This window comes from Solidesulfovibrio sp. (assembly GCF_029978005.1).
Lineage (GTDB): Bacteria > Desulfobacterota > Desulfovibrionia > Desulfovibrionales > Desulfovibrionaceae > Solidesulfovibrio.
Map to the genome: position 1 here is coordinate 52,390 of NZ_JARKOZ010000061.1, position 18,970 is coordinate 71,359.

An 18,970-nucleotide genomic window follows, 5' to 3' on the forward strand; every position below is an offset into this window, starting at 1 on the left:
TCGAAAGTCGGGTCAGGCGTCGTCGCCCCGGCGAAAGGCCGCTGCGCGCCGACGGCGAAAGGCCTCGGGCGAAAGGTGCGGCCACAGCCAGAAGGTCTCCCGGCCCGGGCCGAGGATCAGGGGAACGTCCTGCCCCTGCCGGCCGTCTGCCGGATCGCCGTAGACGGCGTCATAGCCGGAATCGGCGGTCCTTGCCAGGGCGTCGGGGGCGCCGGGCGCGTCCGACGCTTCGATGATCGCCAGGTCGGGCTGGGCGAAGGCCAGGGCGTCGCGGTCCAATACCGGGTCCGCCGCCTGGCGCACGAGGACCCGGCCCGCGACCTTGGCCTCATGGACCACGAGCCGGCCGGCCAGGTCCCCGGCCGGGCGCGGCGCGCCGTCGAGGAGCACCGCTGCTCCCTGGCCTTTCGCGGCCAGTCCGGCCCACAGGGAGGTCAGGCCGCGCGGTCCCACCCGGCAGGCGGTCTCCACGCCGCAAAGCTCGAGCGCGGTCAGAAGGGCCTCGGGCCAGGGGCCGCCCAGGCGCACGGCGGCAACTTCGGGCGTGCGGGCGCACAGGGCCGGCAGCACGGCGGCGGCGAGCCTGGCCGGCGAGGCGAAGCCCGGGCCGCAGACGATCACGACGAAATCGAGGGGAACGTCCTCCCGGGTCAGGACGAGATCGTGGCCGAGGACGGTTTCGCTGCGCCGCGCCAGGGGCATGGGGCCGCCGCAGGCGGCGAAGATGGCGGCTACGCCCGTCTTGATGCGGGCCCGGCCGAGGTCGCCGACACGGCCGTAGGCTCTGGCGAAGGCGGCGTCGGACACCCTGCCCCGCTCCATGGCTTCGGGCCAAGACGGGACGGGAGCTTGGGCGTGGTCGTCCGTGTCGGTGCGCATGACGGGCGGGGCGTGATGGCGCGGGACGGACTTTGCGTCCGTCCCGCGCCGAGGTGTTACAGCCAGCGTTTGGCCCAGTTGCGCCAGCTGCCTTCGATCTTGCGCCGTTCGTCCTCGGTCAGGGTCTTCTGATACTCGAGATAGGACAGCTCGGCGCGCAGCTTGGCGTATTCAAGGACCTCCTCGAGGTCCTTGAAGTTCTCGGCCGTGTACATGTAGCGCTTCCAGGCCGCGCCGAACTGATCCGTGCGCCAGTAGAAATCGGCCACGAACAGCTCGTGCTCGGCCATGCGCTTGCGGCAGCGCCGGATGTATTCCCCGGCTTCCTTGCCGTATTCGGTGTCCGGGAAGGTCTGCTCCAGGAGGTAGAAGTACTGGAGCGCCTCCTGGAGGTTGCCTTGCGGCATATCGATGGATTCGGAACGCTTGAAGTTGGAGACGCCGATCTGGTACAGAACGTAGGGAATCTCTTCGCTGCGCGGATGCACGGATTCGAATTCCTTGTACGTTTCGGCGGCGGCGGCGTAATCCTCGGTCAGGAAGTAGGCGTCGGCCAGGGCGATGGTGCCCATGGGCGTGTAGGGGCTGAAGGGATAGCGGTCCTTGAGTTTGACGAAGTAGCCGACGGCTCCGTAGTAGTCCTTCTGCGACATGGCGTCGCGTCCGGCTTCGTAGAGTTCCTGGGCGGTGTCCTCGGGCGGGGGCAGAAAGTAGTAGTCCATGAGTCCGGCGCAACCGCCGAGGAACAGCAGCAGGCAGGACAGGGGCAAAAAGCGGCGCAACATCGCATTCATGGTATGTTCCCGGATATGGCCCGGTTCCGGCCGGGCGGCATGCGTCGGACGCGACGCCGCCAAGGGGGCGACGGCCGGTCAGGCGTTTTGATGCGCGTCCTCTTACCAGATGGGTCGGAGGCGCACAATGGAAAAAACCGAACCCGTCCGGCCGCCTCGCGCGCCCGATGGCATGGCGAGGCCGGGACGGGTCCGGCCGTCAACCTTGCGTGAAGCGCGAACTGATGTAGGCGTAGGCGGCATGGGCGGCGGTGGCGCCGTCGCCCACGGCCGTGGCCACCTGGCGGCAGGATTTGGACCGGATGTCCCCGGCCGCGAAGATGCCCGGAATGGACGTGCGCATCTCGTCGTCCGTCTTGATGAACCCTCCGGAATCCCGGTCCAGGCCGTCGGGATAGAAGTCGCCCTGGGGCTCGAAGCCCACGAAGACGAACACGCCGTCCACGGGGATGGTGTGGCAGTCGCCGCTTTTGACGTCGCGCACCTCGATCCCGCTGACGCTGTCCGTGCCGCTGATGGAGCACACCACCGTGGAACGCAGGATCTCGATGACCGGACTGACGGAGCAGCGGTCCTGGTAGCACTTCTGGCCACGGAAGTCGTCCCGGCGGTGGATGAGGTAGAGCTTTTTGACCAGCCGCGACAGGTACAACGATTCCTCCAGGGCCGAATTGCCGCCGCCGATGACGGCGACGGTCTGGCCCCGGAAGAAGTTGCCGTCGCACAGGGCGCAGTAGGAAACGCCCTTGCCGGCGAATTCCTTCTCGCCCGGGATGCCCACTCGCTTGTAGCGGGCGCCGGTGCACAGCACCAGGGCCGTGGCTTCGATGGTCTCGCCGCCGACGGTGACGCGGTGCTTGCCGTCCACGGTCTCGATGGCCCGGACCTCGTCGCCGATGCGGTCCACGGCGTAATGGCCGAGGTGGGCGGCCATGAGGTCGGCCAGCTTCCAGCCCTCGATGCCTTCCGGGAAGCCCGGATAGTTCTCGATCAGATGCGTCATGAGCATCTGGCCGCCCGGGGACAGCTTCTCCACCAGAGCCACGGACACGTCCGACCGGGCCAGATACAGGGCGGCCGTGATGCCGGCCGGGCCGCCCCCGATCACGACGGCGTCATACTCTTTCATGGATTACAGGGCCTTCTGGGAAAGCATTTCCTTGATGCTGCTCTTGGACACCGCGCCGGTGATTTGCTCGACCACTTCACCACCCTTGAACAGGATCAGGGTGGGGATGGCGCGGATGCCGTACTTGCTCGGGGTGCTCGGATTCTCGTCCACGTTCATCTTGGCCACTTTGACCTGGCCGGTGTATTCGTTGGCCAATTCGTCGATGACCGGCCCCATGGCCCGGCAGGGCCCGCACCAGGGAGCCCAGAAGTCCACCAGGACCGGCAGGTCGCACTGCAGGGCTTCGGCCTCGAAATTCGCGTCGCTGAGTTGAATGGCCATGGGCATGCTCCTTTTGTGTGATGGCCGGCCGCCGGAGCGGCCGGGTTTTCCGCTGACTTGACGCTGGCGAACGGCGGCGGCGCGCAAGAAACGCCCGCGCAGTCCGCAACCATGAAAATCTATTGCGCCCCGGGCCGGCTGTCAACCGATGCCGGGCCGACAGCCGGCATCCGGCGGTAGTCCCAAGGCACCTTGCGGCCCCTGGGCACGGCGTCCAGGGAGAGGTCGTGGCAAAGCCCCGCCTCGAAAAGCCTGCAGCCGGCGGCGGCGATCATGGTGGCGTTGTCGGCGCAAAGCGCCGGCGGCGGCAGGTTGAGGGGCAGGCCGCGCCGGCCGGCCACGTCGGCCAGCATGGCCCGGATGCGGCTGTTGGCGGCCACGCCCCCGGCGGCCAGGATCGAGGTTGCGCCCGAGGCCGGGCCGGCCAGCGCCCGCTCGATCTTGACGCGCAGGGTGTCGGCGATGGCGAAATTGACGGCCGCGCACACCCGCCGCAGCTCAAGGGGCCAGGCCGCCGCGTCGATGGGCCCGGGCCGGGTGGGCATGACCGGCAACCGCAGGCCGGGATTGGCCTCCACGTGGACGGCCACGGCGGTCTTGAGCCCGCTGAAGCTGAAGTCGAGATTCCGGTTGTCGAGATAGGGCCTGGGGAAAAGGGTCCGGTCGGCCTCGATCCCCTGTCCCAGCACGTCGAGATAGGCCCCGCCGGGATACGGCAGGTTGAGGGATTTGGCCGCCTTGTCGAAGGCCTCGCCGGCGGCGTCGTCCAGGGTGCGGCCCAGAAGTTCCAGGGAAAGGGGCGAACGCATGAGCGTCAGCTGGGTGTGCCCCCCGGAAACCAGGAGCCCCAGGGCGGGATAGGCCACGTCGTCGCGGCCGATGGTCGCGGCCAGCAGGTGGGCGTGGAGGTGGTCCACGCCGATAAGCGGCTTGCCGGCGGCCAGGGCCAGCCCCTTGGCCGTGGCCAGGCCGATGAGCAGGCTGCCGAGAAGCCCCGGCCCCCGGGCCACGGCCACGGCGTCCACATCGGCAAGGCGAAGGCCCGCTTCGTCGAAAAGAGCGCGCAAAAGCGGCCCCATGCGACGCAAGTGCTCGCGCGAGGCGAGTTCCGGCACCACCCCGCCGAACAGGGCGTGGACGTCGATTTGCGAGGCGAGCTTCTCCAGCACGGGACGGCCGTCGCGGCAAAGCGCCACGGCCGTCTCGTCGCAGGACGTCTCGATGCCAAGACAAAGCATGGAGGGAGGGGTTACGCCTTGCGGGCCCGGGCGTAGATCTCCACCACCTTGGCCACGTCGTTTTTGCTGCCGATGAAAAGGGGCACGCGCTGGTGCAGCTCCTCGGGCTCGATGGACAGGATGGGGCGCTCGCCGTCGCTGCCCGCGCCGCCGGCCTGCTCGCACACGAAGGACAGCGGCGAGGCCTCGCACAGAAGCCGCAGCTTGCCCTTGGGCTTTTTGGGGTCGCGGTGGTCGGCGGGATAGAGGAAGATGCCGCCGTAGAGCAGGTTGCGGTGGAAGTCGGCCACGAGCGACCCGATGTAGCGGCCGCCGTAGGGCTCGCCGCGCAGGTTGTCCGAACCCTTGAAATAGTTGATGATCTCCTTGGTCGGCTCGTTCCAGTAGTTCCAGTAGGCTTCGTTGACGGAATAGACCCTGCCGGTCTCGGGAATCCGGATGTCGGGATGGGAAAGCAGGAATTCGCCCACGCTCGGGTCCAGGGTGAAGCCGTGGACGCCCTTGCCGGTGGTGTACACCATCATGGTGGAGGTGCCGTAGAGGAAGTAGCCCGCCGCCACCTGTTCGGAGCCGCGCTGGAGCAGGTCGCACAGTTTGTCGCCGGAGCAGCCGGCCTTGGTGCGGTAGATGGAGAAGATGGTGCCCACGTTGACGTTGGCGTCGATGTTGGACGAGCCGTCGAGGGGGTCGAAGATGAGGAAGTAATCGCCCTTGGGGAACTGGTCCGGGATGCGCACGAGGTCGGCGTTCTCCTCTGAGGCGATGGCGCACAGCACCCCCGCCCGCTCCATGCGGTGGATGAGGACCTTGTTGGCGTACTCGTCGAGCTTCTGGACCTGCTCGCCCTGGACGTTGATTTCGCCGGTGAAGCCGAGGACGTCCACCAGGCCGGCCTTGCGCACTTCCCGGGAGATGATCTTGGCCGCCAGGATCAGTTCGTTGAGCAGCCGGGTGAACCGGCCCGAGGCCATGGGGGATTCTTTCTGGTGCAAAAGCAGGTGTTCGGTGACGGTGACTTGCGGCATGTCTGGCTCCTCCCGCCGACTCGGCATGCGGGCATGGACCGCTGCTTGGCCCGTTGGTGTGAGGCGGCTGTCGGTCTATCTACAATGGCGGCACGGTTCCCACAAGATTTTCGTGGGTTGCGAATGAAAAAAGCCGGCGGCCGCAGCCGCCGGCTTGTGGTTGCGAGCGGCGGCTACGAGGCCGGGGCGGCCACAGGCACGCCCGACGGCGCGGCCGGGGTTTCGGGCGCGCCCGGCGCGGCCTCGGGAGCCGGGGCCGGAGGGGCCTTGGCCGGCGCGGGCTTGGAGGCTTTGGCCTCGCGCACGTCGGTCAGGTAGACGAATTCCATCTGGCCCACGTAGCGGGCCTGCCAGGCGTACAGGCCGCCGGCGGCGTTCATTTCGCCCTGGACCGAGCCCTTGAGGATCTCGACCCAGTTGAAGCCGGCCAGAGCCTCGCCCTGGCCGCCGTCGCCGGGCCAGACCAGGCCCCCGGTGGACACGATCACCAATGAGCCGGGTTCGGGGGAGAAGCGGGCCAGGTTGCGCGGGTCGAAGGAGGCGACCACGAGACCGGCGTACTCGTTGTTCTTGAAATACGGGGCCGCGACCATGACCACGGTGCCGAACTCGTCGGTCTTGACCTGGGCGCCCATCTTGCGCTTGGCGTAACGGTCGGAAAATTCCAGCAGGCCGGTGTAGTCCATGGGGCGCATGGGAACGGCCGGGACCTGGGAGACCACCGCGCCGGTCGTATCGACCACGGCCACGCCCGACAGCCAGTCGTGGCGGCTCAGGAGATCCTGGGTCCACTCGCTTTCCGGCGGCGTGTCCTGGGCGCCCAGGGCGCGCAGCATGGCCATGAGGCGTTCGTCGGCCGGCATGAACAGGGCGGCCAGGCGCTGCAGGCCCTTGTCGGTGATGCCCTGGTCGCTGAAGTCGATGGTGGGATCGGTGTTGATGTAGCTGCGGTACAGCTTCTTCGTGTCGCGCCAGGTGGTCTTCATGGTGCCGCAACCGGTCAGGAAAGCCAGGCAGCACAGGGCCGCCAAGGCCACGTTCAGGCTTCGTTTCAAGGCCGTTTCCCCTCGATGTTCCAGTGTTGGTGTCTTGTCGCGGTCCGACGGGCGTCAGCCCCGGGCCCGTGCGTCCAGGCGGCCGGCCAGGGCCTCGAGCAGGCTCACGAGTTTGGCCGGCCCGGGGGCTTTGCGGGGTCCGTCGTCGTCCCCGGCCGCCGGTTCGGGTGCGGCGGTCGCGGCCGCGTCATGACCGGAGACCCTGCCGGCGTCAAGGCCGGCCATGAGGGCCGCGATCTCCTCCCGTTCTGGTCCGGGAGGCAGGTGCGAAAGCAGTTCGTCATAGATCTCTCGCGCGCCGGCCACGTCGCCCTGGTTGGCGAGCAGGATCGCCATGGTCCTGGTGCGCACCACGGCGTCGCGGCCCTTGGCCGCCTTGCCGCGGCCCTTGTCGACGGGTTCGGGCGCGGCCGGGGCCAGGTCGGCGGCGAGTTCCATCACTTCCCGCGCGCCGCGCAGGGACAGGCTGTCCTCCCCGGGCGCGGACACGGTTTCGGCCGCCGGCGCGGGCTGCGGGACGGCGGGCGCGGCCGGCGCTTCCCGAACGGGTTCGACCGCGGCGGCCGTTGCGGTCGAGACGGCGACGGGCGTCCCGACCGGGACGGCCGGCTCGGCCTGACGCAGGCTGCGCAGCCCCCGCTCCATGACCTCGGCCCAGGTCAGGGACTCGTCCTGGAAGTAATTGGCCAGAAAGAGCATGGCCAGGGCCGGGTCCTTGGACCGGGACGCGGCCGTGCGCGACCACAGCAGCCAGACCGAGGGATAGCGGGCGAGCAGGCCGCCCACGTCGGCGAAGACCGCGTCGGCCTCGCCCGAGCGGCCCAGGCGAGAAAGCAGTTCGATCAGGAAGAACTTGGCTTCCAGGTGGTCGGGGTGGAAGGCGATGCCCCGGAAAAGCACGTCGGCCGCCTCGCCCTCGCGTCCCTCCCCGGCCAGCTGGCGGGCCAGGGGGAAGAACACCTTGGAATTGGGCTCGATCTCCAGGACTTCGCGGTAGAGTTCGATCTTACTGGCCATCGGCCCTGCCTCCCTCCCCTTGCCGCGCCGGGGGCGCATCCTTGGGAAACTGGTAGAGGACTTCGTTTTCCTTGAGATAGTTCATCTGGGAACGGGCCATTTTTTCCGTGAAGGCGCGGTCGGTCTTGAGCCAGCGGATCTCCTGGCTGAGATCGAGGGAGTGTTCGTTGACGGCTTCCAGGCGCTGCTTGAGCTGTTCGTGGCGGGCCTTGAGTTCCAGATAGGCAAAAATGCCGTTGTCGCTCCATATGAGATTATAGAGCAAAAAAATGTTGAAAAAGATCAGTCCCGTCAGAAGAAACCGTCGCCAGATCATGTCATTGCACGACGTACTTTTTGAGCGGTTTGCTGTCCTGCTGCTCCAAGGGTTCCTTGAGCTCCTTGAGGAAATTTTCCGTGGCCGCCTCGATGCGGGCCACATCCTGTTCCTGGACGTCTATCTCCTCGACATGGGACAAGAACATCTTGAGGATGTTGAAGTCGCGCAGGAGGTAGTGCCCGAACTGGAGGCGTTCGAGGTCCGGCTCGAGTTCGAGGATGGTGTGCAGGCAGTTCTCGATGCGCGCGGACAGGTTGACGTCGCGGCGGGAGGCGTTGCGCGCCGCCGGCCTGCCCAGGCCCGGGCGGACGGCGCGCACCCGGCGTCTGGAGAGCTTGGAGGTGTTCTTGGGTTTCATGGCGCCTTGTCGTGCGGTTTCGCGGTCAGGCCCGATCCTTGCCGGAAGCGGCCTGGGACCACATCACTTGCTTGCCGAAGACATAAAAGTAATTGCCGCCGGATACAAGGGTCAATACCACGGCCAGGTACAAAAGGATCTGGCCCAGGGGCACGGGATCGAACCCGAACCAGGGGTAATGGAGCGTGAGCGGGCAAAGGGCCACCATCTGGATGATGGTCTTGAGCTTGCCGTAACGGTCGGCGCTGATGACCACGCCGTGGTCCACGGCCACGGCCCGCAGCCCGGTCACCGCGATCTCCCGGCAGATGACGATCACCGTCACCCAGGCCTCCACCCAGCCCAGGCGCGTGAGCATGATGAGCAGGGAGCACACCAGGAGCTTGTCGGCCAGGGGGTCGAGGAACTTGCCGAGCGTGGTGACGAGGTTGCGCCGCCTGGCCACCAGGCCGTCCGCGATGTCCGTCACCGAGGCGACGACGAAGACCGCCAGCGCGGCCAGGCACGTGCCCCGACCCGGAAAGTACAGGAGCACGACGAGGATCGGCACGGCCCCGATGCGGGCCAGCGTCAGGTTGTTGGCGAGGTTGAACATGCGGTTTGGCCTTTGGGGTTGAGCCTTGCTGGCAGGCGTTTAAAGCAATAGCCGGCCGGCGTAAAGCCTTGGAACGCTCATGGGCCTACTTAAGGACACGGCGAAGCCGCCGCCTCCAGGCTCGAGGCGCAGGCCGCGGCCACGGCCGCGGCCAGGGCCAGGAAGGCGTTCCGGGCCGGGGTTTCGACCTCCAGGGACACCACGGGCCGGCCCATGTCGCCGGCCGCCACCGTGGCCGGATCGAGCGGCACCGCCCCGAGGAAGTCCAGGCCGTAGGCCCTGGCCAGGGCCTCGCCGCCGCCCTTTTTGAACAGTTCGATTTCTTTATGGCAATGCGGGCAGACGAGCCCGCTCATGTTCTCCACCACGCCGAGGATGTTGGCGTTGGCGTACTGGAGGAAATTGATGGTCTTGCGCACGTCGGCCAGGGAAACCTCCTGGGGCGTGGTCACCAGCAGGCACAGGGCGTCGCGCACGGTCTTGAGCACGGTCAGGTGCTCGTCGCCGTTGCCCGGGGGCGAGTCGATGACCAGGTAGTCGAGCTCCCCCCAGTCCACGTCGGCCAGGAACTGGCGGATGGCCGTGGTGCGCATGGGGCCGCGCCACAGCACGGCCTGGTCCGGGTCGTCGAGCAGCGACTGCATGGAGACCACGAGCAGGTTCTCGCCCACCAGCTTGGGGGCCAGAGGGGCGTCGCGGCCGGCTTCCAGCGCACCCCGGATGCCGAGCATGCCGGCCACGCTCGGGCCGTGCAGATCCACGTCCAGAAGCCCCACCCGGGAGCCGGCCTGGGCCAGGGCCTGGGCCACGTTGACCGCGACGGAGCTCTTGCCCACGCCGCCCTTGCCGCTCATGACGAAGAGCTTGTAGCGGATCCTGCCAAGCGTCGCCCCGATGCGGCCGTCGCGGGCGTCGCGCCCGTCGCTTTTTCCGATGTGCAGCTCGTCCATAGGCCTCGCTCCGTTGTCCCGCCCTACCAGCCGTGGGCGCCGACGAGATCGACGAACATGACGTCGCCGAGCTTTCGCGCCAGGATACGGCCGTTTTCCTTGCGCACCACATGCAGCGCCTGGCTGCGCCGGGAAGCGCCGACCGGAATGACCATGCGGCCGGGGTCGGCCAGCTGGGCGAGGAGCGGCTCCGGGATGCGCGGCCCCCCGGCCGTGACCACGATGCGGTCGAACGGGGCCTCCTCGGGCCAGCCCAGGGTGCCGTCGTCGAGCTTGAAGCGCACTTTGAGGTAGCGCAGTCCCTCCAGCCGCCGCCGCGCCGCCTCGTACAGGGGCCGGACCCGCTCCACGGTGAAGACGTAGGCCCCGAGCTCGGCCAGCACGGCCGCCTGGTAGCCCGAGCCGGTGCCGATTTCCAGCACCCGCTGGCCCTGGGAGACCTCGAGGAGCTCGGTCATCCAGGCCACGACGTAGGGCTGGGAGATGGTCTGGCCGTGGCCGAGCGGCAGAGGGTGGTCCTCGTAGGCCTGGGGAATCAGCGCCTCTTCCACGAAGAGGTGGCGCGGCACCTTGCGCATGGCCCGCAGCACCTCGGGACTGGAGACGCCCCGGGCCTCGATCTGGTCCCGGACCATGCGGTCGCGATTGCGCTTGAGGTCGATTTTCGGCCCAGGTCCGTTCATCTCCGCCCTTTGCCCGAACCGACGCCGGGACAATGGCGCATCCGGGCGAACAATCTATTTTTGAAACCAAAATACGGCCATCAAGTCAACCGCCGCCGCCTTGACAGGGTCGCTCGGCAATGCCATTCCGACCTAATTGAAGGAGGCATCCATGCTGACCACCCGCGACCTGATGACCGAAGACCTCATCGCCCTGCGCGACACCGACAGCCTGCTCGAAGCCCAGAAGGCCATGGAACAGGCCCGCATCCGCCACCTGCCCATCATCGACGCCGCCGGAGCCTTCGTGGGTCTTTTAACCCACCGCGACCTCCTGGCCGCCTCCGTTTCCCGCCTGGCCGAGATCGACGAAGCCACCCAGGATGAAATCTACGCCGGCATTCCCATCAACGAAGTCATGCGGGCCGACGTGGCCATGGCCACGCCGGACCTGCCCCTGCGCCAGGCTGCCGAGGTTCTGCTCACCCAGAAATACGGCTGCCTGCCCGTGGTCGAGGGCGGCAAGCTCGTGGGCATCCTCACCGCCTCGGACTTCATCCGCCTGTGCCTCGACCTCATGGACGCCCTGGAGGCGAGCGAACAGCTCGAGTGCGAGGATTGCCAGGATTGACGACCTGAGGCGACCCGGGACGACTGCCTGAAAAAGCCCCTCGAGCCAATGGCCGGGGGGCTTTGGCGTTTGAACGAGACAGTGTTTTTTGGGCAAAATGTGTTGACTTCCGACTTGTGAAATTTTACGCTTTTCACTTGAATTGAGGCGGCGGGGCTACGCCTGCGACTGCCGCCCGTGTATTCGCAGCGGCTAGGTCCTTTTACCGTTTCTTGGAGCTTTAAGGAGGGAGTTGGATGCGTTCCAAGGTCATGTCTTCCATGTTGGTCGGTTCGATGTTCATCCTGGCCCTGGCCACTGCCGCCTTGGCCGATGGCGGCAAGTACAGCTCGATCGTCGAAGCCAAGTCCGAGCTGTGCTACCCCCTGACACTCACCTTCAAGCGTCCGTCCGGGGTGCTCAAGACCAGCTTCGCGCCGGTTTCGTTCTCCCACGGTCAGCACGCCAACATCGCCTGCGGCACCTGCCACCACATGTGGGACGGCAAGGGCAAGATCGAGGGCTGCGCCACCGAGGGTTGCCATGACAACCTCAAGGAGCGTCAGGAAGCCACCTCGTACTTCCGCGCCTTCCATGACAAGAATTCCGAGACCAGCTGCCTGGGCTGCCACATGAAGACCAACATCGTCCGCAAGGAAAAGGGCCAGAAGCCCCTTTCCGTGGCCCCCTGCTCCAACAACGGCTGCCACGTCGCCCAGAAGTAACGCCTGATTCAAAGACCCCGCCGTGAGAGCCCCCGCCTGAGCGGGGGCTTTTTTTTGCCGCGCCGCACGGACGTTTCGTTCCTTTTTCCTGCCGCGGTTGCCTTCCGCGCCTGTTGCCCGTATGCGGGAGATGGACGCGTCCCGGACATCCGTCGCCGGGAACGTCCGAACCAGGAGGCGAACACATGGACGAACCCTACCCGAAGCACGGCTTTTTCAGCTGGAACGAACTGATGACCACGGATGTGGAGGCGGCCAAGGCCTTCTACACGGGGCTGCTCGGCTGGACCACCGAGGACAAGCCCATGCCCGAGATGGGCATGACCTACACCCTGCTCAAGGTCGGCGACACGGCCGTGGGCGGCATCATGGCCATGCCGCCCGAAGCCGGGCCCATGCCCCCGGTCTGGGGCAGCTACGTCAACGTGGACGACGTGGACGCGGCGGCCGAGAAGGCCGTGGCCCTCGGCGGCACGGTCTACAAGGCCCCGACCGACATTCCGGGCGTGGGCCGGTTCTGCGTGGTGGGCGACCCGCAAGGCGCATTCTTGGCCCTGATCAAATTCAAGATGGAAGGCTGATGCGCGAGAAGGCTCACCAGGCGCGGCGGGCGGTGTGGGACGACGCGTCGTCGCCCCACACCGCCGCGCTCCCGGGAATTCCCGGCGACGCGCCCTTTCGCCGCGACCTGTTCCCGACCGCGGCCGCCGACGGCCGCGAAGCAGCCCGAAGCCTGTTCGCCCACGTCTGCCTCCCGCTTCGTCTGCCCGAGGCCACGCCGGCGGGAGCCGTGTTCGGGTCCCTCGGACTCTTCGAGGACCGGCCCTGACCATGGCCTGGCTCACCCCCTGGCGGCTTCGCGTTTATCCCCGGGCACTCCTCGGGGCCATGGCCCTGGCCGTGGCCGCCGCGCTTCTGGCCGGCTCCGGGGCTGCGGTCGTGTCCGGGCGCCTTGGCGGCGATTTCGCCGAATTCTACGCCGCCGGCCGCATCGTGCGCTCCGGCCAGGGGGAGCGGCTCTACGACCCGGCCGTGCAGCGCGCCGCCCAGCGCGACCTCATGCCCCAAGGCGGCGACGCCTTCGTGCCCTTCGCCTATCCGCCCCAGTTCGCCCTGCCCTACGTCCTGCTCGCCGCCCTGCCCTACCGGACGGCCTACGCCGTTCACCTGGCCGCCATGGCGACGCTCCTTTTCCTGGCCGTGCGCTTGGCCTGCCGCGACCTTCCCTGGGCCGCGCCGCACGTTTCGGCCGTTTACTGCGCCGCCGCCCTTTTCTATCCGCTCCTGCGGAGCCTGCTCGGCGGACAGAACACGCCGCTGACCCTTTTTCTCTGCGCCGCCGCCTGGAGCCTGGAGCGGCGCGACCGACCCGTCCTGGCCGGGCTGTGCCTGGCGGCGCTGTGCTACAAGCCCCAGTTCGGCCTGGGTCTCGTCGCGCTCTACGCCCTGGCCGGGCGCGCCCGCCTGGTCCTTGCCGCCTGTCTCGGGCTCGCCGCCGTGGTTCTCCTTAATACCATCGTCTTCGGCCCGTCCTGGCCCATGGCCTGGCTCGGCCATGCCGACTGGGTGGTGCGGACGTCGCTTGGCATGGAAGGAGACAAGGCCGTGAGCTTTTTGGGGGGCAGCCGCCATGTCCTGGCCGCCTGGCCGTCGGCCGCCCTGGCCGTTGGTCTCGTCCTGTCGCTGGCGACGCTTGCCTGCCTGGGCGCGACCTTCCTGCGGCGGCGCGGCCGCCCCTTGCCCCTTTCGCACCTGGGGCTGGCCGGGGCGGGGTTGCTCCTGGCCGCGCCCCATGCCTATTTCTACGACGCCGGCCTGCTTCTCTTCGCGGCCCTTGCGCTGGCGGACGCCCGGACGCCCCATGCCGCCGCCTGGGTCGGCGGCCTGTGGCTGGCCGGGCTGGCCCAACTCGCCGCCCCGTCCCTGGGGGCAAGTCCCCTTTTCCCGGCCGCCCTGGCCTTTTTCGGCCTCTCCCTGGCCCTGACGCGCCGTCTCGACGCGGCGGCGTCTTGCGTGTAATTTCCCGACCGTAACAGAAGCAACTCCAGAAAAGTACGCGTCAAATTGCATCTATTTCGATTTCGCAATACCCTTGGCCAAATCTTCCAGCACGCTGGCCGCGACGCGCCGCGACCGAAGCAGCGGTTCGGATTGCAGACGCTCGGCTTGTGCGCCGTCCTGGCCGCCGGCAGCTACGACTCGACGCCTACGCGGGTGCTGGCCGCCCTTTTCGGGCAGACGTCGGAATTTTTGAGGACGGCCGGAAGATGGCAGGAGGAAAAACAGTGATGGAGACGGCGGACGTGACGGCCCTGACCGAACGGGCCGTGGATTTCCACGGGCACCTGTGCCCGGGGCTGGCCATGGGCATCCAGGCCGCGCGCATCGGCCTGGCCGAGTGCGGCCACGACAGGGACGAGGACGTGGTGGCCGTGGTCGAGACGGACATGTGCGCCGTGGACGCCATCCAGGCGCTCATGGGCTGCACCTTCGGCAAGGGGAACCTCGTGCACCGTGACTACGGCAAGGCCGCCTTCACCTTCTACCGTCGCCGCGACGGCGCGGCCGTGCGCCTGCTCGCCCGCCCGGACCTGCACGCATGGATCGACCCGGAATTCGCCGCCGTGCGCGCCCGGGCAAACGACCAGCCGGACGACGCCGAGGCCAAGGCCGCCCTGCCCGCGCTCGCGATACGCTACGCCGAAAGGCTGCTCGCCTGCGACCCCGAGACGCTTTTCCTGCGCACGGCCCCGCTGACGCCGGCTCCGCGCCGCGCGTCGATCCTGTCGAGCCTCGTTTGCGAGCATTGCGGCGAGGCCATGATGGAATCGCGCTCCCGGCGTTTCGCCGGCCAGACCCTGTGCATCCCCTGCTTCCTGGCCGTGGAGCAGAAGGTCTGACCGGCTTCGTCCGAAACTACTCGACGCAGATGATGGAGTAGTCGTCGCCGGTCAGGCACACGCCGCCGGCTGCGGTCACCTCGAAGGTGTTCTCCACGCCGACCATGCCGACGCCGGGGATGCCGTACTTGGGCTCGAGCGCCAGGGTCATGCCGGCGGCAAGGGGCGTGTCGAAGCCCTTGGCCAAAACCGGCCAGCCGTCGATGAGCAGGCCGATGCCGTGGCCCAGGAACCGGACCTTGTTCTCGCCCAGGCCCATGAACCCTTCGCTCAGCCCCGCTTCCTCCGCCATGGAAAGGGCCAGGGCGTAGAGTTCGCTCGGGACCGCCCCGGGCTTCAGGCGTTCGGCCACGGCCTGCTGCACGGCCACGCACAGGTCGTGGCCGCGCCGCGCCGCCTCGGGAATGTCGGCCGCCTTGCCGGCGAAATAGACCTGCGTCTTGTCCGTGGCGTAGCCCTCGAGGGAAAAGCCGTTGTCGATGGTGAGCACCTCGCCCTTTTTCCAGACCTTGCCGCCGTAGCCGGAAAACGGCAGGGCCGGATGTTCGCCCCGCAGCCCCACCGGGCCGTTGAACACGCTCGGATAGTTGCCGCTGTCCCCGGCCGCGATGTGCCCGAGGAAGATCTCGTCGCCGCTGCCCATGCGCAGCATGCCCTGGTGCCCCAGGTCGAAGAAGGCGTCCCAGCATTTGCGGGCGATCTCCCGCTCGCTCAGGCCGGGCGCGATGGACGCGGGCAAAAGCTCCATGAGGCCCTTGGCGTGGCGCGCGCCGCAAAGGCGGATCTTCGTCAGCTCCCAGGCCGACTTGTCGGCCTGGGCCATGGCCAGGGCGGCGTCGCCCGGCACGAAGGACACCCCGGGCAGGCGCGAGGTCAGCAGTTCGGCCAGGTTCCAGGAAAGCCCCGACTGCTCGGCGGCGCACAGGGCGGGAAGCGGGCTGCCGGCCTCGCGGCACAGTCCGGGGATGTCGCCGTAGGACCGGAAGGACACGATGTGCGTCAGCGGCGCTTCCAGCGCGGCGCGCTCACGGCCCTTGCGGCAGCACAGCACGGCCTCGCCCTCCATGGGCAGCCACAGCACGCCGTTGGCCCATGTGCCGGTCAGGTAATAGATGGACAGGCGGGCGAAGACGAGCAGGCCCCCGGCCCCGGGCGCGACGCCGCCCAGGGCCCGGCGGCATTTGGCGTGGCGGGAGCGCATTTCCTCGACAGGCAGACGTTCCAGAGCTTCAAACATCCTGACTCCGTTCGGGTTGCATTCCGGAGGGAACAGGGTATAGCGACCCTCCGGGCTGTTGGCAGGGTTCATGCGGAAACGACGGTCGTTTCCGAAAATCGCCGCAAATGCTCCGGCAGGATGAAGACAATGCCGCATACGCGCCTGGCCTGGCCGGCCTTTTCCGCCCTGGTCGCGGCGACGCTGCTGTGGGGCGGCTCGTTTATCGCCATGAAGATCGCCATGCGCGGCTATTCGCCGCTGCTGGTGGTCTTTTGCCGCATGGCCCTGGCCTCGGCCGTCTTCGGACTTCTGTGGCGGCGCATGGGCGGCTTCCGGGCGGCCAGGGGCGACTGGCCGGCCCTGCTCTTCATGGCCTTTTGCGAGCCGTGCCTCTATTTCGTGTTCGAGGCCAAGGCGTTGACGCTCACCCAGGCCTCCCAGGCGGCCATGGTCACGGCCCTGCTTCCCCTGCTCACGGCCGTGGCCGCCGCCATATTCCTCAAGGAGCGCCTGGAGGGCAGGGCCGTGACCGGACTGGTGCTGGCCGTGGCCGGAGTCGCGGTCATGAGCGCCTCGGGTCAGTCCTCGGAGGAAGCGCCACGGCCCGTGCTCGGCAATTTTCTGGAATTTTTGGCCATGTGCTGCGCCGTGGGCTACATCGTCACGGCCAAGCGCCTGGCCGCCCGCCACCATCCGCTCTACCTGACCGCCGTGCAGAGCTTCACCGGCACGGTCTTCTTCGCCCCGGTGCTGCTGTTCGCCCCCATGCCGCAATCCTTCGAACTCGCGCCCACCCTGGCCGTGGTCTTTCTCGGGCTCGGGGTCACCTTCGTGGCCTACGGGCTCTACAACTACGGCGTCAGCCGGGCTCCGGCGGCCAAGGCGGCGGCGTTCATCAACCTCATCCCGGTCTTCGCCTGCCTGCTGGCCCGGTTCATGCTGGATGAGGAACTCGCGCCCTCCCAGTGGATCGGCGGGGGCATGGCCCTTTGCGGCGTGGGCCTAAGCGCCCGCCCCGGCCGCCGACAGCCGTCCGTGGCTCAGGACTCGCGGCGAGAATAGTCCATGTTGCGCCGCACGGGCGCGAACCCCGCCCCCACGGCCAGCCGGCGCAGCTCCTCTTCCTGCATGCGGAAATTGACGCCCGCGGCGGCCACCACGTTCTCCTCGATCATGGTCGAGCCCAGGTCGTTGGCCCCGTAGAAAAGGGCCAGCTGGCCCACGCGCGGCCCCTGCGTCACCCAGGAGGCCTGGATGTTGGGGATGTTGTCGAGGAAAAGGCGCGAGAGGGCCAGCCAGCGCAGGTACTCCCAGGACGAGGCCTCGGGCGCGGCCAGGGCCGTGTTGCCGGGCTGGAAGGTCCAGGGGATGAAGGCCGTGAACCCGCCGGTTTCGTCCTGCAGGTCGCGCAGGCGCGAAAGGTGCTCCAGGCGGTGGTCCAGGGTTTCGCCCAGGCCGATGACCATGGTGGCTGTGGTGCGAAGGCCCAGGCCGTGGGCCTCGCGCATGACCGCGATCCAGTCGTCGGCCGGGCATTTGTTCGGCGAGACGCTGCTGCGCACGGCGTCGGCCAGGATCTCCGCCCCGCCGCCCGGCAGTGAGGCCAGGCCGGCGGCCTTGAGTTCGGCCAGCACCTCGGCTATGGACAGGCCTTCCATTTTGGCCAGGAACACGATCTCCGGCGGCGAAAAGCCGTGCACGGCCACTTCCGGGAACCGGTCGCGCAAGAAGGCCAGCATGTCCGTGTAAAAGGACAGGGGCAGCTCCGGGTGCATGCCGCCCTGGAGCAGGATCTGCCAGCCGCCGAGGGCGACCGTCTCGGCCACCTTGGCCGCCAGCCGCTCCCGGGAGAGCACGTAGCCCTCGGGGTGTCCCGGCGGCCGGAAAAAGGCGCAGAACCGGCAGCCGCAGGCGCAGACGTTGGTATAATTGATGTTGCGGTCGACGATGTAGGTGACGACCGGCTCGGGGTGCAGGGCGAGCCTTGCGGCGTGGGCCTTCTTCCCCAGGGAGAAGACGTCCTCGCCTTCCCACAGGGCCTTGGCCTGGTCGATGCTTATGCGTTCGATGGCGGAAACGGACATGCGCGCGAAACCTCCGGGCATGGATGCCGCCAAGCGGATACACCTTTTTCCCTCAAACGAAAACCACCCCGAGGCCGTCATGCTCTACGCCGATTCGCTGCTCAAGGACCTGCTCGCCCCGGGCAAGACCATCGCCATCGTCGGGGCCAAGGACCGCCCCGGCACCGAGGTGGACATGGTCGGGCGCTACCTCATCCAGGCCGGCTTCACGGTCATCCCGGTCCACCCGGCCCGGCCCGCGGTATGGGGTCTGCCGGCCCGCAAGACCCTGGCCGAGATCGCCGCGCCCGTGGACGTCGTCAACCTGTTTCGCGCCCCGGCCCATTGCCCGGCCCACGCCGTGGAGGTCCTGGCCCTTGAGCGGCGGCCGCGCTGCTTCTGGATGCAATCCGGCATCGTCAGCCCCGAGGCCAGGGAACTTTTGTCGCCAAGCGGCGTCGCGGTGGTGGAAGACCGCTGCATCATGGTTGAACACCGCCGCCTTTGGGGTTAAGGGGGGAGCGATGCCGCGCGCGTTAGCCTTCACCTGCCGTCGGTGCGGCCACTGCTGCCACGGCGAGGGCGGCATCGTCCTGTCCCGGGGCGACATCAATCGCCTGGCCGCCCATCTCCAGATGGAGGCCGGGGACATGTTGGCGCGTTACGCCTGTTTCGTTTCGGGCAAGTACCGACTTGCGACCGGCGGCGACGGGTACTGCGTCTTTTACGCCGAGGGTTGCGGCATACACCCTGGGCGGCCCGACGTGTGCCGGGCCTGGCCGTATTTCCGGGGCAACATCATCGACGCCGACAGCCACGCCATGGCCGCCGAGGACTGCCCGGGCATCAATCGCGAGGTCCCCCACGCGGAATTCGCCCGCCAAGGCCGGGAATACCTGGCCAGCCGCGGCCTATCCCGCGCCCGGGGCGAGGACGTGCCCGAAGCCCTGGCCGACGTCGCGCCGGGTCCCGAGCCGGCGCAAACAGAGGACGAGGAAGATGGCCCACGCGGATTCCATGCGCCTTGACGAGGCGCGCTCCCTGCTCGGGGTGTCGGCCGCCGCCGACCTCGACGCCGTCAAATCCGCCTACCGCAAGCTGGCCTTCA

Annotated in this window: 24 protein-coding genes; 9 read left to right on the forward strand and 15 right to left on the reverse strand. The window is 68.0% G+C overall.

The features are described 5' to 3' along the window. Positions 1-12: 12 nt before the first annotated feature. The 13 genes from Q1K70_RS07655 to Q1K70_RS07715 form a co-directional block, all read right to left on the reverse strand. Complete coding sequence (locus Q1K70_RS07655; protein ID WP_300157504.1) at positions 13-879, reverse strand: hypothetical protein; 867 nt, start codon at positions 877-879, stop codon at positions 13-15. A 56-nt stretch (positions 880-935) separates the two neighbouring features. Further along, complete coding sequence (locus Q1K70_RS07660) at positions 936-1,673, reverse strand: outer membrane protein assembly factor BamD (protein WP_300157506.1); 738 nt, start codon at positions 1,671-1,673, stop codon at positions 936-938. A gap of 199 nt (positions 1,674-1,872) precedes the next feature. Then, positions 1,873-2,802 carry a thioredoxin-disulfide reductase gene (gene trxB / locus Q1K70_RS07665; protein WP_300157508.1) on the reverse strand — a complete coding sequence of 310 codons (930 nt, stop codon included), beginning with the start codon at positions 2,800-2,802 and terminating at the stop codon, positions 1,873-1,875. A gap of 3 nt (positions 2,803-2,805) precedes the next feature. Beyond that, the gene (gene trxA, locus Q1K70_RS07670) at positions 2,806-3,126 is read right to left on the reverse strand and encodes a thioredoxin (protein ID WP_006918681.1); all 321 of its coding nucleotides are present in this window, start codon (positions 3,124-3,126) and stop codon (positions 2,806-2,808) included. 119 nt (positions 3,127-3,245) lie between these two features. Next, positions 3,246-4,364, reverse strand: coding sequence for a tRNA (adenosine(37)-N6)-threonylcarbamoyltransferase complex transferase subunit TsaD (gene tsaD / locus Q1K70_RS07675; RefSeq protein ID WP_300157516.1), 1,119 nt, complete (start codon positions 4,362-4,364; stop codon positions 3,246-3,248). A gap of 11 nt (positions 4,365-4,375) precedes the next feature. Continuing rightward, positions 4,376-5,389 (reverse strand): class 1 fructose-bisphosphatase, encoded by a 1,014-nt coding sequence (gene fbp / locus Q1K70_RS07680; RefSeq protein ID WP_300157518.1) that lies wholly within the window; start codon positions 5,387-5,389, stop codon positions 4,376-4,378. A 173-nt stretch (positions 5,390-5,562) separates the two neighbouring features. Beyond that, positions 5,563-6,444 carry a hypothetical protein gene (locus Q1K70_RS07685; protein ID WP_300157520.1) on the reverse strand — a complete coding sequence of 294 codons (882 nt, stop codon included), beginning with the start codon at positions 6,442-6,444 and terminating at the stop codon, positions 5,563-5,565. Positions 6,445-6,498: 54 nt separating this feature from the next. Further along, positions 6,499-7,461, reverse strand: coding sequence for a tetratricopeptide repeat protein (locus Q1K70_RS07690; RefSeq protein ID WP_300157522.1), 963 nt, complete (start codon positions 7,459-7,461; stop codon positions 6,499-6,501). Continuing rightward, entirely contained in the window at positions 7,451-7,777 is a 327-nt protein-coding gene (locus Q1K70_RS07695) for a septum formation initiator family protein (protein ID WP_300157524.1), read from the reverse strand. Before Q1K70_RS07695 ends, Q1K70_RS07690 begins: the two co-directional genes overlap by 11 nt. A gap of 1 nt (position 7,778) precedes the next feature. Continuing rightward, positions 7,779-8,138, reverse strand: coding sequence for a hypothetical protein (locus Q1K70_RS07700; protein WP_300157526.1), 360 nt, complete (start codon positions 8,136-8,138; stop codon positions 7,779-7,781). A 25-nt stretch (positions 8,139-8,163) separates the two neighbouring features. Further along, positions 8,164-8,733 carry a CDP-diacylglycerol--glycerol-3-phosphate 3-phosphatidyltransferase gene (pgsA, locus tag Q1K70_RS07705; RefSeq protein ID WP_300157528.1) on the reverse strand — a complete coding sequence of 190 codons (570 nt, stop codon included), beginning with the start codon at positions 8,731-8,733 and terminating at the stop codon, positions 8,164-8,166. Positions 8,734-8,822: 89 nt separating this feature from the next. Beyond that, positions 8,823-9,683, reverse strand: a complete 861-nt coding sequence (locus Q1K70_RS07710; RefSeq protein ID WP_300157530.1) for an Mrp/NBP35 family ATP-binding protein — start codon at positions 9,681-9,683, stop codon at positions 8,823-8,825. 23 nt (positions 9,684-9,706) lie between these two features. Then, positions 9,707-10,366: a protein-L-isoaspartate(D-aspartate) O-methyltransferase gene (locus Q1K70_RS07715; RefSeq protein ID WP_300157532.1), complete on the reverse strand. Its 660-nt coding sequence runs from the start codon at positions 10,364-10,366 to the stop codon at positions 9,707-9,709. Between the two features lie 151 nt (positions 10,367-10,517). Between Q1K70_RS07715 and Q1K70_RS07720 the strand changes: the two genes are divergently transcribed. The 6 genes from Q1K70_RS07720 to Q1K70_RS07745 all read left to right on the forward strand — a co-directional run bounded on the left by Q1K70_RS07720 (position 10,518) and on the right by Q1K70_RS07745 (position 14,580). Beyond that, positions 10,518-10,976 carry a CBS domain-containing protein gene (locus Q1K70_RS07720; protein WP_300157534.1) on the forward strand — a complete coding sequence of 153 codons (459 nt, stop codon included), beginning with the start codon at positions 10,518-10,520 and terminating at the stop codon, positions 10,974-10,976. 236 nt (positions 10,977-11,212) lie between these two features. Next, entirely contained in the window at positions 11,213-11,680 is a 468-nt protein-coding gene (locus Q1K70_RS07725; protein ID WP_300157536.1) for a cytochrome c3 family protein, read from the forward strand. Positions 11,681-11,865: 185 nt separating this feature from the next. Next, positions 11,866-12,261, forward strand: coding sequence for a VOC family protein (locus Q1K70_RS07730; RefSeq protein WP_300157537.1), 396 nt, complete (start codon positions 11,866-11,868; stop codon positions 12,259-12,261). After that, complete coding sequence (locus Q1K70_RS07735; protein WP_300157539.1) at positions 12,261-12,509, forward strand: hypothetical protein; 249 nt, start codon at positions 12,261-12,263, stop codon at positions 12,507-12,509. The genes Q1K70_RS07730 and Q1K70_RS07735 overlap by 1 nt, the downstream gene beginning before the upstream one ends. 2 nt (positions 12,510-12,511) lie before the next feature. Then, the gene (locus Q1K70_RS07740; RefSeq protein ID WP_300157541.1) at positions 12,512-13,699 is read left to right on the forward strand and encodes a glycosyltransferase family 87 protein; all 1,188 of its coding nucleotides are present in this window, start codon (positions 12,512-12,514) and stop codon (positions 13,697-13,699) included. Positions 13,700-13,968: 269 nt separating this feature from the next. Beyond that, positions 13,969-14,580, forward strand: coding sequence for an FmdE family protein (locus Q1K70_RS07745; RefSeq protein WP_300157551.1), 612 nt, complete (start codon positions 13,969-13,971; stop codon positions 14,578-14,580). Positions 14,581-14,596: 16 nt separating this feature from the next. On the opposite strand, the gene Q1K70_RS07750 is transcribed toward Q1K70_RS07745, so the two are convergent. Continuing rightward, a complete protein-coding gene (locus Q1K70_RS07750) occupies positions 14,597-15,817 on the reverse strand; it encodes a Xaa-Pro peptidase family protein (protein WP_300157543.1) in 1,221 nt (406 codons plus the stop codon). A gap of 129 nt (positions 15,818-15,946) precedes the next feature. On the opposite strand from Q1K70_RS07750, the gene Q1K70_RS07755 reads away from it, so the two are divergent. Further along, on the forward strand, positions 15,947-16,861 hold the full coding sequence (locus tag Q1K70_RS07755) for a DMT family transporter (protein WP_300157545.1): 915 nt from the start codon (positions 15,947-15,949) through the stop codon (positions 16,859-16,861). On the opposite strand, the gene mqnC is transcribed toward Q1K70_RS07755, so the two are convergent. After that, positions 16,840-17,883 (reverse strand): cyclic dehypoxanthinyl futalosine synthase, encoded by a 1,044-nt coding sequence (gene mqnC / locus Q1K70_RS07760; protein ID WP_300157547.1) that lies wholly within the window; start codon positions 17,881-17,883, stop codon positions 16,840-16,842. The two genes, Q1K70_RS07755 and mqnC, sit on opposite strands and share 22 nt — an antisense overlap. Before the next feature lie 79 nt (positions 17,884-17,962). Here mqnC and Q1K70_RS07765 point away from each other — a divergent pair, with 79 nt between their 5' ends. Further along, positions 17,963-18,376, forward strand: a complete 414-nt coding sequence (locus tag Q1K70_RS07765; RefSeq protein WP_300157554.1) for a CoA-binding protein — start codon at positions 17,963-17,965, stop codon at positions 18,374-18,376. A gap of 10 nt (positions 18,377-18,386) precedes the next feature. After that, positions 18,387-18,890, forward strand: a complete 504-nt coding sequence (locus tag Q1K70_RS07770) for a YkgJ family cysteine cluster protein (protein WP_300157549.1) — start codon at positions 18,387-18,389, stop codon at positions 18,888-18,890. The last annotated feature ends 80 nt before the right edge of the window (positions 18,891-18,970 follow it).